Source organism: Candidatus Frankia alpina (assembly GCF_902806485.1).
Lineage (GTDB): Bacteria > Actinomycetota > Actinomycetes > Frankiales > Frankiaceae > Frankia > Frankia alpina.
Window position 1 is genome coordinate 1 of the sequence record NZ_CADCWT010000147.1, and the last position, 12,616, is coordinate 12,616.

At 70.7% G+C, this 12,616-nt stretch carries 9 protein-coding genes and 1 tRNA gene; 7 read left to right on the forward strand and 3 right to left on the reverse strand.

Going from position 1 to position 12,616, the window contains the following annotated elements; genetic code table 11:
* Nucleotides 1-494 precede the first annotated feature (494 nt).
* The 7 genes from dnaN (at nucleotide 495) to G6R25_RS15590 (ending at nucleotide 10,375) form a co-directional block, all read left to right on the forward strand.
* A complete protein-coding gene (dnaN, locus tag G6R25_RS15560) occupies nucleotides 495-1,670 on the forward strand; it encodes a DNA polymerase III subunit beta (RefSeq protein ID WP_163553536.1) in 1,176 nt (391 codons plus the stop codon).
* A gap of 1 nt (nucleotide 1,671) precedes the next feature.
* Entirely contained in the window at nucleotides 1,672-2,844 is a 1,173-nt protein-coding gene (gene recF / locus G6R25_RS15565) for a DNA replication/repair protein RecF (protein WP_163553537.1), read from the forward strand.
* Nucleotides 2,834-3,517: a DciA family protein gene (locus G6R25_RS15570; RefSeq protein WP_235948605.1), complete on the forward strand. Its 684-nt coding sequence runs from the start codon at nucleotides 2,834-2,836 to the stop codon at nucleotides 3,515-3,517. The genes recF and G6R25_RS15570 overlap by 11 nt, the downstream gene beginning before the upstream one ends.
* 312 nt (nucleotides 3,518-3,829) lie before the next feature.
* Nucleotides 3,830-5,764, forward strand: a complete 1,935-nt coding sequence (gene gyrB / locus G6R25_RS15575; RefSeq protein ID WP_136446975.1) for a DNA topoisomerase (ATP-hydrolyzing) subunit B — start codon at nucleotides 3,830-3,832, stop codon at nucleotides 5,762-5,764.
* Nucleotides 5,765-5,826: 62 nt separating this feature from the next.
* Nucleotides 5,827-8,331 carry a DNA gyrase subunit A gene (gene gyrA / locus G6R25_RS15580; protein WP_136446971.1) on the forward strand — a complete coding sequence of 835 codons (2,505 nt, stop codon included), beginning with the start codon at nucleotides 5,827-5,829 and terminating at the stop codon, nucleotides 8,329-8,331.
* A 1,153-nt stretch (nucleotides 8,332-9,484) separates the two neighbouring features.
* Nucleotides 9,485-10,237: a DUF3566 domain-containing protein gene (locus tag G6R25_RS15585; protein WP_235948607.1), complete on the forward strand. Its 753-nt coding sequence runs from the start codon at nucleotides 9,485-9,487 to the stop codon at nucleotides 10,235-10,237.
* Nucleotides 10,238-10,301: 64 nt separating this feature from the next.
* A tRNA-Ile gene (locus tag G6R25_RS15590) sits at nucleotides 10,302-10,375 on the forward strand.
* A gap of 3 nt (nucleotides 10,376-10,378) precedes the next feature.
* Here the strand turns inward: G6R25_RS15590 and G6R25_RS15595 are convergent.
* From G6R25_RS15595 to G6R25_RS15605, 3 genes are all read right to left on the reverse strand, one after another.
* A complete protein-coding gene (locus G6R25_RS15595; RefSeq protein WP_163553538.1) occupies nucleotides 10,379-11,620 on the reverse strand; it encodes a site-specific integrase in 1,242 nt (413 codons plus the stop codon).
* Nucleotides 11,617-11,970, reverse strand: coding sequence for a helix-turn-helix domain-containing protein (locus G6R25_RS15600; RefSeq protein WP_163553539.1), 354 nt, complete (start codon nucleotides 11,968-11,970; stop codon nucleotides 11,617-11,619). The genes G6R25_RS15595 and G6R25_RS15600 overlap by 4 nt, the downstream gene beginning before the upstream one ends.
* A gap of 85 nt (nucleotides 11,971-12,055) precedes the next feature.
* The coding region (locus tag G6R25_RS15605; protein WP_336501614.1) for a replication initiator at nucleotides 12,056-12,616 on the reverse strand (561 nt) is incomplete at its 5' end.

Sequence of the window (12,616 nt, forward strand, 5' to 3'; positions counted from 1 at the left end):
TGGCGCAGCCCACAGCTTGTGGAAAACCTTGTGGACAGCCTGGGGGCGGATCGGCGGAAGAAGCCGTGGACAGCCTGTGGATAACTCGGGGATGGCCTGTGGAGGGACAAAGTGGTCCCTGGGGACAACGTCCGAGCATGTGGATATCCACTGCGGGAACCCACAGCTTCACCCACAGGTTTTGCACAGGCTCTTAGGGCCTATGACCTGCGGAAATGGGAGTTATCCCCAGCATCCACAGCCCCTACTACCACCACGAACTTAAATTTTTTCTTCAAAGATCAAAAGCTCTAAGTACTAGGGGGTGTGGACAACTTTTCGCGATCTTGAACGAACGCGATCTAACGAGCGCGATCTGTGCTACTTCGTGGGCTCCCCGTGAGCGTTCGCGATGAGGCCGACCGCCCGCCGAGACCGCCTGGCACTCTGGGATGCTGATCGGTGTTCCCAACGGGCTGACTCCGAACACCGGAGGGAACGAAGGAGGGCTAACCATGAAGTTCCGGGTGGAACGGGACGAATTCACCGAAGCGGTCGCCTGGACCGCCCGCACGCTGCCGAGCCGGCCGACCACGCAGTTGCAGGTGCTGTCGGGCCTCCTTCTCGACGCCACCGGGCCGATGCTCAAGGTCGCCGCCTACGACTACGAGGTGGCCGCGCAGGGCGCGGTGCACGCCACGGTGTCGGAGGAGGGTCGCGCCCTCGTCAACGGCAAGCTGCTCGCGGAGATCACCCGGGCGCTGCCGGCCGCACCGGTCGATCTCGGCATCGACGGCACCCGGCTCGTGATCACCTGTGGCAACGCTCGGTTCGCGCTCCCGATGCTTCCGGTGGACGACTACCCGGCGCTGCCGGCCATGCCCCCCGTCACCGGTCACATCGAGGGATCGGCCTTCGCCGCCGCGGTCGCGCAGGTAGCGATCGCCGCCGGGCGCGACGACACCCTCCCGGTGCTCACCGGCGTCCGCATCGAGATCGACGGCGACACCCTCACCCTCGCCGCGACCGACCGCTACCGGCTCGCTGTGCGCACGTTGAAGTGGCGTCCGGACGACTCCGCCAACGACGCGGACGCGGCACCGGCACCCGTCACGGTGGCCCTCGTCCCCGCCCGTACGCTGCTGGACACGGCCAAGTCGCTGTCCGGCTCGGGGGTAGAGGTTTCGATCGCGCTGGGGACGGGCCCGTCCGGGGAGACGCTCGCCGGCTTCGCGGGTTCCACCCGGCAGACGACCACCCGGCTGCTCGAGGGCCAGTTCCCGCCCTTCCGCAAGCTGCTCCCGGACAGCTCGCCGCTGATCGCCCAGCTCGAGATCGCGCCGTTGCAGGAGGCGGTCAAGCGGGTCGCCCTGGTGGCGGCGAAGACCGCCCCGGTGCAGCTGTCGTTCTCCCCGGATCATCTCGTTCTGGAGGCCGGCACCGGCGGCGAGGCGCAGGCGACGGAGACGCTGCCGGTGACCTACGATGGCCCGGAGCTCTCTGTGGCGTTCAACCCGTCCTACCTGCTCGACGCACTCGGCGCGCTGGAGTCCGACATCGTGCGGATCGGCTTCGCCAGCGCCGAGGACCCGGCCGTCGCGGCGAACAAGCCGGCGATCCTCACCGGCAAGTCCGACGGCGAGGTGCCCGACTACCGGTACCTGCTCATGCCGATCCGCCTGCACGGGTGACGTGCACCTCACCCATCTGTCTCTCGTCGACTTCCGGTCCTACCCGTCCCTGGATCTCACCCTCGGTCCAGGAGTGACCACGCTTGTCGGTCGCAACGGCCAGGGGAAGACGAACCTCATCGAGGCAATCGGGTACGTCGCGACGTTGGCCAGCCACCGGGTCTCCGCGGACGCCCCTCTGGTGCGTGAGGGCGCGTCGCACGCCGTGCTACGGGCGAGGATCGTGCGCGGCGACCGGGCGGCCCTGGTGGAGCTCGAGATCGTGCCGGGGCGGGCGAATCGGGCCCGGCTGAACCGGGCGCCGGTCTCCCGGCCCCGCGATGTCCTCGGGCTGCTGTGCACGGTCCTGTTCGCCCCGGAGGATCTCGCTCTGGTGAAGGGGGACCCGGCGGGACGGCGGCAGTTCCTCGACGAACTGCTCGTCGCCCGCACCCCCCGGATGGCCGCGGTGCTCGCCGACTACGACCGGGTGCTCAAGCAGCGCTCGACCCTGCTGCGCACCGCCGGGGCGGCCCGGCGATCCGGCGGGAAGGGCGACCTGCGCACCCTGGATGTCTGGGATGGTTACCTGGCCAGCTACGGCGCCGAGCTACTCGCGGCCCGCCTCGCCCTCGTCGAGGCGTTGCGTCCGGGGGTGGCCAGGGCGTACGCGGCGGTGGCCGGCACGCAGGCTCAGGTCGGGTTCGAGTACCGGGCCAGCGTGCCGCCGCCGCAGCAGGGGCCGGTTCTCCCCGACGGCCAAGTCCTCCCTGACGGTCAGGTGTGGCCCGACCGTCAGGTGTGGGAGGAGGCGATCCGAACCGAGCTCGTGGCCGCCCGCCCGCGGGAGGTCGAACGCGGGCAGACCCTGGTCGGACCGCACCGCGACGACCTGCTGCTGACCGTCGACGGGCGACCTGCGCGCGGCTACGCCAGCCACGGTGAGTCCTGGTCGCTTGCACTCGCTCTGCGGCTCGCCTCGTTCGAGCTGTTGCGGGCCGACGACCGCGAGCCCGTCCTGCTTCTCGACGACGTCTTCGCCGAGTTGGACGCCGGGCGCCGGTCCCGGCTCGCCGAACTCGTCGCCCCCGCGGAGCAGGTGCTGGTCACGGCCGCCGTCGAGGCGGACGTGCCGGCCGAGCTGGCCGGCACCTGTTTCGTCGTCGCGGCGGGAGAGGTACGCCGTGTCTCCTGAACCCGAGGACGACCAGGGCGCCCCCGCCCCCGCGTCGGGTAAGGGACGCGGCGCCGACCTGGCTCGGGAGATCCTTGCCCAGGCCAAGCGGGACGCCCGCGCGCGGGCGCGGGGACGTCGCAGCGGCTCGCCCCGCTCCGGCGGTTCCTGGCTCGGCTCCTCCGCCGGCGACCTCGGTTCAGCGGGGCCGGGCGGCGGGCCCGGTGGCGCATCCGCGGCCGGGGACCGTGCCGGCCGGCGGTCGCGGTCCGGTGAGGACGACGACCGGGTCCCGCAGCGCCCGCGGCTGCCGGGCATCGCCAGCCCTGGCCGGGAGTGGCGTGACCCGGTCTCCTTCGGTGCGGCGATCGGCCGGCTGCTCGCCACGCGCGGCTGGCAGGCGCAGGCCGACGACGCCGGTGTGCTCGCCCGGTGGGACGTCATCGTCGGCCCGGACATAGCCGACCACTGCACTCCGGTCTCGCTGCGGGACGGCGAGCTCGAACTCGTCGCCGAGTCGACGGCCTGGGCGACCCAGCTGCGCATGCTGTCCCGGCAGATCCTCGCCATCCTGCACCGGGAGCTCGGTCCGCAGGTCGTCCGGCGGATCACGGTGCGGGGCCCGACGGCCCCGTCGTGGCGGCACGGGTCGATCCGCACCAACGGCCGCGGCCCGCGCGACACCTACGGCTGAGTCGGGCGCCCGGGTCCGGCGTCCGACCGGGCCGCGGGGCCGGGCCACGGCGGGATCTTCCTGCGCGTCGCCCCGGCTCGCCCCGGCTCGTGTACGTAACTCGAGGCGATCATGTGGGCGTCGGGTGATCGTTGTGCCGGGTGACCGTCGTGAAGGCGCGCCAAGGCGTCGGGATGCCGCGGTCCGGTAGGGGGGTTCACCATCCCGCCGTACGGGGCGCTGCGCAGTCGTCAGGGGTCACTCTGCGTCCGCTAAAACGGGTCGGCGGGTAGACTGATGGATACTTCCGCCCAGAACGAGGGGACCCGCCGCGTGGCCTACGATGCAAGTTCGATCAAGGTTCTCGAAGGTCTTGACGCGGTCCGCAAGCGTCCGGGCATGTACATCGGCTCCACCGGGGAGCGTGGCCTGCACCATCTCGTGTACGAGGTGGTCGACAACGCGGTGGACGAGGCGCTGGCCGGCTACTGCGACACGATCACGGTGAACCTGCTGGCCGACGGCGGCGTCCGCGTCATCGACAACGGCCGCGGCATCCCTGTCGGCATGCACCCCACCGAGAAGCGGCCCGCGATCGAGGTCGTGCTGACGACGCTGCACGCAGGCGGGAAGTTCGACGGCAAGTCCTACGCGGTCTCGGGCGGTCTGCACGGCGTCGGCGTCAGCGTCGTCAACGCGCTGTCGACCCGGCTCGACGTGGAGATCCAGCGGGAGGGCCACGTCTGGTTCCAGCCGTACGTGGGGACCCGGCCGGCCGCGCCGCTGGCGAAGACCGGCCCCTCGAAGAAGACCGGCACGTCGGTCACCTTCTGGGCGGATCCGACGATCTTCGAGACCACCGAGTACAAGTTCGAGACGCTCTCCCGCCGCCTGCAGGAGATGGCCTTCCTCAACAAGGGCCTGTCGATCACCCTGATCGACGAGCGTCCCGAGGAACGCCTCGAGGTCGCCTACCGGTACACCAACGGCCTGGTTGACTTCGTCGCGCACCTCAACGCCACGAAGGACGCCATCCACCGCAGCGTGATCTCGCTGGAGTCCAAGGGCGTCGGCATCGAGGCCGAGCTCGCGATGCAGTGGAACGGCGGCTACAGCGAGTCGGTCTACACCTTCGCGAACACGATCAACACGCATGAGGGCGGCACCCACGAGGAGGGCTTCCGCGCCGCGCTGACCAGCGCCGTCAACGCCTACGCCAAGGACCAGAACCTGCTCAAGCCGGTGAAGGCGGGGGCCAAGAGCGGCGACGAGCGGCTGTCCGGCGACGACATCCGCGAGGGCCTGACCGCGATCATCTCGGTGAAGCTCGCGCAGCCCCAGTTCGAGGGGCAGACGAAGACGAAGCTCGGCAACACCGAGGCGAAGAAGTTCGTCCAGGAGATGTGCTACTCGGCGCTGAAGGACTGGTTCGAGGTCAACCGGACCGAGGCGCGGGCCATCGTCAACAAGGCGCTCGACGCCCAGCGCGCCCGCATCGCGGCCCGCCAGGCCCGGGACCTGACCCGGCGCAAGGGCCTGCTCGGCGGCACCGGTCTGCCCGGCAAGCTCGCCGACTGCCAGTACACCGACCCGGAGCGCTGCGAGCTGTACATCGTCGAGGGTGACTCGGCGGGCGGCTCGGCCAAGGGCGGCCGGGACTCGAAGTTCCAGGCGATCCTGCCGCTGCGCGGGAAGATCCTCAACGTCGAGAAGGCCCGGATCGACCGTGTCCTGAAGAACACCGAGGTCCAGGCGCTCATCCAGGCCCTGGGCACCGGCATCCACGACGACTTCGACATCGCCAAGCTGCGCTATCACAAGATCGTGCTGATGGCGGACGCCGACGTCGACGGCCAGCACATCCGGACCCTGCTGCTGACCCTGCTGTTCCGCTTCATGCGGCCGCTGGTCGAGGCCGGCCACGTGTTCCTGGCCCAGCCCCCGCTCTATAAGATCAAGTGGGGTCGGGAGGACTGGGAGTACGCCTACTCCGACCGTGAGCGCGACGGGCTCGTCCAGCGCGGGGTGGAGTCGGGGCGCAAGCTGCCCAAGGACGCCATCCAGCGGTTCAAGGGCCTCGGCGAGATGAACGCGACCGAGCTGTGGGACACCACCATGGACCCGGACAAGCGCATCCTGCTGCAGGTCACCCTCGATGACGCGGCCGTCGCCGACGACCTGTTCTCCGTCCTCATGGGCGAGGACGTCGACGCGCGTCGCAGCTTCATCCAGCGCAACGCCAAGGACGTGCGCTTCCTGGACATCTGACGCGGCGCCGCCGGGACGCCCGTCCCACCTGACGACTGATCCCACTGCCCTGGAAGGACCCCGTGGTCGACGTCCTACCGCCGCCCCCCGGCGACCGCATAGAACCCATCGGCATCGAAGTCGAGATGCAGCGGTCCTATCTCGACTACGCCATGTCGGTCATCGTCGGCCGCGCGCTGCCGGAGGTTCGGGACGGGCTCAAGCCTGTCCACCGACGGGTTCTCTACGCCATGTACGACGGTGGTTACCGTCCCGACCGCGGGTACTTCAAGTGTTCCCGCGTGGTCGGTGACGTCATGGGTAACTACCACCCCCACGGCGACTCGGCCATCTACGACACCCTCGTCCGGCTCGCGCAGCCCTGGTCGCTGCGCTACCCGCTGGTCGACGGTAACGGCAACTTCGGCTCGCCCGGCAACGACCCGCCCGCCGCCATGCGGTACACCGAGGCGCGCATGGCGTCCCTGGCGATGGAGATGCTGCGCGACATCGACCAGGAGACGGTCGACTTCGCCGCGAACTACGACGGCCGTTCGCAGGAACCACTGGTCCTGCCGAGCCGGTTCCCGAACCTGCTCGTCAACGGCGCCGGCGGCATCGCCGTCGGCATGGCGACGAACATCCCGCCGCACAACCTGCGCGAGGTCGCCACCGGCGTCCAGTGGGCGCTCGACCACGCCGAGGCGACCGACGAGGAAATGCTCGAGGCGCTGCTCGGCATCGTCAAGGGGCCGGACTTCCCGACCTCGGGCCTGATCGTCGGGCGCAGCGGCATTGAGGACGCCTACCGGACCGGCCGGGGCAGCATCCGGATGCGCGCCGTGGTCAACGTCGAGGAGAACAAGGGCCGCGCCCAGCTTGTCGTCACCGAGCTGCCCTACCAGGTCAACCCGGACAACCTCGCCGAGAAGATCGCCGAGCTGGTCCGGGACAACAAGGTCACCGGGATCTCGGACGTCCGCGACGAGACCTCGGCCCGCATCGGCCAACGCCTCGTCATCGACCTCAAGCGTGACGCCGTCGCCAAGGTCGTGCTCAACAACCTGTACAAGCACACCCAGCTGCAGGACACCTTCGGCGTCAACATGCTGGCGATCGTCGACGGGGTGCCGCGCACGCTGCGCCTCGACCAGATGGTCCGCTACTACGTCGAGCACCAGGTCGACGTCATCGTCCGGCGCACCCGCTACCAGCTGCGCAAGGCCCGCGAGCGGCTGCACGTCCTCGACGGTCTGCTCATCGCGCTCGACCACCTCGACGAGGTCATCAGCCTCATCCGCAACGCGGAGTCCGCCGAGGCCGCCCGCGGCCAGCTGATGGAACGCTTCACGCTGTCGGAGATCCAGGCGACCGCCATCCTCGACATGCAGCTGCGTCGCCTTGCCGCTCTGGAACGCCAGCGGATCATCGACGAGGCCGCTGAGCTGCGGGCGCGGATCTCCGAGCTGGAGGCCATCCTCGCCTCGCCGCTGCGGCAGCGGCAGATCATCGGCGAGGAGCTCGCCGAGGTCGTCGAGAAGTTCGGCGACGAGCGGCGGACCCGCCTGGTCCCCTTCGAGGGCGACATGTCCATCGAGGACCTCATCGCCCAGGAGGACGTGGTCGTCACCGTCACGCGCGGCGGCTACGCCAAGCGGACCAAGACCGACCTCTACCGTTCGCAGCGCCGCGGCGGCAAGGGTGTGCAGGGCGCGGCCCTGCGCGAGGACGACATCGTCGAGCACTTCTTCGTCACGACGACGCACCACTGGCTGCTGTTCTTCACCAACAAGGGCCGGGTCTACCGGGCGAAGGCGCACGAACTGCCCGAACAGGCCCGTTCGGCCAAGGGCCAGCACGTCGCGAACATCCTCGCGTTCTCCCAGGACGAGCGGATCGCCGAGGTCATCGCGCTCAAGGACTACGAGGTCGCGCCGTACCTCGTCCTCGCCACCAAGCGCGGGTTGTGTAAGAAGACTGCCCTGAGCGACTTCGACTCCAACCGCGCCGGCGGCCTCGTCGCGATCAACCTGCGCGACGACGACGAGCTCATCGCCGCCCGCCTCGTCGCGCCCGGCGACGACCTGCTGCTGGTCAGCCGCAACGCCCAGTCGATCCGCTTCCATGCCGACGACGAGCAGCTGCGGCCGATGGGCCGGGCCACCTCCGGCGTGATCGGCATGCGTTTCGACGCAGAGGACGAGCTGTTGTCCATGGACGTCGTCGTGCCGGGCACCACCGCCGACCTGCTGGTGGCCACCTCCGGCGGCTACGCCAAGCGGACCCCGCTGGCCGAATACCCGGTGCAGGGCCGCGGCGGCAAGGGCGTGCTGACGGCTAAGATCGTCTCCACCCGGGGCGGCCTGGTCGGCGCGCTTGTCGTCGACCCGGACGACCAGCTCTACGCGATCGCCTCCAACGGGGGCGTGCTGCGCACCATCGCCAAGGACGTCCGCCGGGCCCAGCGCCAGACGATGGGGGTCCGTCTCATCGATCTGGAGACCGGTGTGCAAGTGGTCGGGGTGGCGCGCAATGCTGATGTGGAGGACGCCGACACCCCCATCGACCCCGGAGCCGAGGAGAGCTGAGCCCGGGGCCGGTAACGGTCCAGGCCCGGGGCGATGGCGATCGTCGACGTCGTCCCCCGGCGCCGCGGGGACGGCGAAGCGGGGATCCGGTGTGCGCATGGCCCGCGTACGCCGCCAGGAAGTGAACCGGGAGTAGTCCGTGAGCGACAGTCAGGATGACCGGCCCGCCCGGTCGGCGGTCCACCGCGGTTCCTCCCCGGCCGCCGGGTCGGGCGGAGCGCGGGACGGCGATCGTTCCCACCGTCCTGGCGGCGACGGCGTGGACGGGGAGCTGGGCGGCGACACGGTGAAGATGCCCGCCGCCGGTGCGTCCGGCGCCGACGGCGCTTCCGCCGGTGGTTCTTCTGCCGGTAGCGCCTCTGCCGGTAGCGCCTCCGGAGGTGGTGCTCCCTCTGCCGGTCCGTTGAACCCGTCGGCGGGGAGCCCTTTCTTCCAACGTTCCGGCCGGTCGGATGCGGGGCCGTCCAATCAGGCCGAAGACGGCCGGGACGGTGCCCTGGAGGCCGGCGCGGCCGGATCTTCCTCGCCCGCCTCATCGAAGCCGGGTTCGTTCGACTCGTCCTCGCCCGCCCTGGGGGGTAAGGCCTCCGGTGCTGCGGGCGGCGACCGGTCGGCGACCACGTCTGCGGAGCCGCCGCGGTCGTCCGTGGCATCGGCCAAGTCCGCGGTGCCGCCGAAGTCCGCGTCGGCCAAGTCCGCGCCCTCTCGGGGGGCGGCATCGTCCGCCTCCGCAGCATCGTCCGGTTCCGCGGAGAGGTCCGGTTCCGCGGAACCCGCCGGATCCGCGCGCTCCTCCGATGACCCGGCCCGCTCTGACAGCACAGCCGGTTCGGGCAGTTCCGATCGTGCTGCTGACCGCCCGGCCGGTCTGGACCGGTCCGCCGCGTCGGCGCAGCGGGCACCGGCGGCGCGCGGCGGCGAGTGGGACGAGCGGTCCGGCCGGTCGCGAGCGACCCCGAGCCGCAACGGGGCGGGCGGTGCCCCGGCTGGTATCACCGGGTCGACGCTGCCCCCATCCGGGTCGGCTCGTACCGGGAACGCCGGGACTCACGGCGACGATGCGGGCTCGGCTACCCGCAAACTCGGCTCGCCCGCCGTATCGTCGCCCGCGAAGTCCCTCGGTACGGCGCCGCCCGGTGCCCGCCGAAGCACGATGGGCCTGCCCAGTGCCCGCCCCGAACCCCCGGCCGAGCGGCCCGGTGAGACCGACACGATCTCCCTGGTCCGTCCGCCCAGCATGACGAGGAGCGGTACCACGAAGCCCGACAAGAACCGTGCCGCGCCGGAGCGGGTGCCCGCTCCCGACGCGGTGCGGCCGGCTGCGCCCGCCGCGGGCCGTGGGGCCAGCGCGACCGCGGCCTACGAGCGGCCGGTCGCCGCGCCGGCGTCCGCGGGCACCGCCACCGCCGCGTCGCCGCACAGGGTGACCACCACCTCGCCCGGCGCGCTCGACGACCAGCTTGAGGCGGTCTCGGCTGACCGGCCCAGCGCCTCCCGGGCTCCCGGCCGGTCCGGTCCCGGTACGGGCTCCAGCCGTCCGCCCGGCGCGGGCCGGCGGGCCAAGCTGAGGCTGTCCAAGGTCAACCCGCTGACCGTGACCCGGCTCAGCTTCGCGTTCTCCCTGTGCGTCTTCGTCGTCCTGCTCGTCGCGGTCGCCGTGCTGTGGTTCGTGCTCAACTCGATCGGTGTGTTCGGCAGCGTCACCGACGCCGCGGACACCCTGACCGACAGCAGCGCCAGCGACGTCAAGAGCTGGCTGTCGTTCGGCCGCGCGATGGAGCTCAGCCTGCTCGTCGGCGCGATCAACGTCATCCTGATGACCGCGCTGACCACCCTCGGTGCCCTGCTCTACAACCTCTGCGCCGAGATGATCGGCGGCATCGAACTCACCCTCAGCGACCAGTAGCGCCAACGGACGGCGGCGGCCGCCACCCCGGCTCCGCCGTCCTGTATGGTTGCAGTCGTTGCCGGGACCTATAGCTCAGCCGGTTAGAGCGCTTCCCTGATAAGGAAGAGGCCGGTGGTTCAAGTCCACCTAGGTCCACCCCTATTTACCAGGGTTTTCACCCTCCCCTTCGTCGTAGATTAGCGGCGAATCTTCCCCGTCGTGCACGGATTCGTGCACATGACCTTCGTCGGGCGTCTCGGCCGGCCCGAAAATGGCATCGGCGACGATGTTCGCGGCAGCGGCATCCATGCCCGCGATGACGTGGCTGTACGTCTGGAGCGTGAACGCCACGTCGGCGTGCCCGAGCCGCTCAGACACGATCTTCGGGTGCACTCCGGCCTTGAGCGCCGCGGTGGCGTAGCTGTGCCGGCCGTCGTGCAGCCGGATCACCGGCAGGCCGGCGGCCTTGGCGTGCTGCTGAAACCAGTCGGTCACCGAATCCGGGTGGATCGACGACCCGTCGGCCCAGCAGAACAGCCGGTCATTGGTGTGCCTGAAGTCAGCCCGGTTCGCCTCCCACACGGTGATGTGCGCCCGCAGTACCGCCAGGGTCAGCGGGTCCAACGCCCGGGGGCGACGCCCGTTGTCCGTCTTCGTCTCGGAGTCGGCGGCCTTGCCCTCCACGACCACCCGGGGCACCATCGGCACGACCGTCGCCGCGTCGAGGTCGACATCCTGGCGGCGCAGCCCCACCACCTCACCGCGACGCATGCCGGTCGTGACGACCAGCAGGTACAGCGCGTACAGCCGATCGCCGCGGATGTGGCGCACGAACGTCCGAAGCTGCTCCGGCGTCCACACCGTCGGCGCCCGGCGTCCGACTCGCGGTGGGCGGGCATCCTCGGCGGCGTTGCGCGGGACGTAGTCCCAGGTCACCGCATCCGCCAGGGCACGGCGCAGCATCCGGTGCACCGTGGCCACCGTCGAGGCGGCCAGCCCCGCCGGCTGGTCGGCCCGGGGACGCACTCGGCCGGATTCCAGTAGGTGGGCGTACAGCAGGTTCAGCCGCACCGGGGTGAGTTCCTGCAACGGCGTGTCCCCGATGATCGGGGTGACCGACGTCCGGATGAGGTGGCCGTACTTCGCCCAGGTCGTCGGCCGGACGCTCGCCTTCACCGCGAGGTGCCACTCGTCCAGGAACGCGCCCACCGTCCGCCGGGAGGCACGTACATGCCGGCCCTTCTCACCGCCGGTGATCGAGTCACGGAGTGCCTTGTCGGCCTCCTTGCGGGTGGCGTACCCGGCCTTGCCCGTTTGGCGGCGCTTGCCGGTCAGCGGGTCCGGGGCGACGTCATGCCGGTAGGCCCACTTGCCGTCCTTGCGGTAGACGCTGCCCTTCATGCGTCACCGTCCAGCAGCGCGCGCAGCCCCGCGGTGGCGATGTAGAGCCGGCCGCCGATCCGACGCACGGGCAGATCACCGGCATCGGCGTGACGGTAGGCGGCGGAGCGCTTCAGCCCGAGGACCGCCGCGGCTCGTGCCACGTCGATCAGCGGGGGCAGGCCTTCGAGCGGGTCGGGTCCGGCCGGTGTGGCCGGGGTCGGGACGGCGGTCAGGCGGGGCCGGGCCAGTTCGGCGAGGCAAGCGTCGAGGCGGTCGACGACGGCGCGTAACTCGCCGCGCAGGATCTCGATGTGGTCCTGTGGGGTTCTGCCGGCGGTTACGTCCGGAAGGGCGGGGCGTGGCGTCATGCTGGTTGTGCTCCCTTGGGAGTGCGTCCCGCGACGGTCTGCTTGGCGGCTGGTGCGTCGCGGTGCGCGAGTGGGCGGGGGGTCGTCAGGTGGCGGCGGGTTCGCTGGTGCGGGCGGCCTCCCGTCGGGAGCGGGCTTGGTCTGCGGCGAGGTCGGCGAGGGCCTGGTCGCCGGTGCGGGCGTAGCCGGCGGCGTGGTACTGCCAGTGGGCGAGGGTGAGTACCTGCTCGTCGTCTTCGGGGCGTCCCCAGGCGTCCAGCGGGGTGCGTTCCTCGCCGGTGGGGGTGTGGGTGCGGGCCCAGGTCCGGCGCCGTTCCCGGCAGGCTTTGAAGGTCGTGCTGTAGTTGCGGGTTTTGGTGATCCAGCGGCCGTTGAAGCCGTACTGGTGGGCCCAGCGGTGTAGGCCGAGGTCGCGGAAGACGGGCCAGACAGCGAGGTTCCAGGCGGTGCGCACGATCGTGGCCTGGTGGTCGGGTAGGTAGAGGCAGCGGGTCCACAGGTCGTCGGTGTCGCGGATGCGCCGGTCGAGGATGCCGGAGTCGGTGACCGATTTGGTGACGTATTTGGCGAGGTAGGCGGCGACCATGGCGGGGGTGAGTTTCCCGCCGTCGACGGTGAGCCGGCGGGTGTCGGCTTCCTTGCTCCA

Bases quoted from the DNA above. Each gene is read 5' to 3' on its own strand.
- G6R25_RS15595 (WP_163553538.1), bottom strand. From the start codon at position 11,620: ATGAAGGGCAGCGTCTACCGCAAGGACGGCAAGTGGGCCTACCGGCAT.
- G6R25_RS15600 (WP_163553539.1), bottom strand. From the start codon at position 11,970: ATGACGCCACGCCCCGCCCTTCCGGACGTAACCGCCGGCAGAACCCCA.
- G6R25_RS15585 (WP_235948607.1), top strand. From the start codon at position 9,485: ATGGGCCTGCCCAGTGCCCGCCCCGAACCCCCGGCCGAGCGGCCCGGT.
- dnaN (WP_163553536.1), top strand. From the start codon at position 495: ATGAAGTTCCGGGTGGAACGGGACGAATTCACCGAAGCGGTCGCCTGG.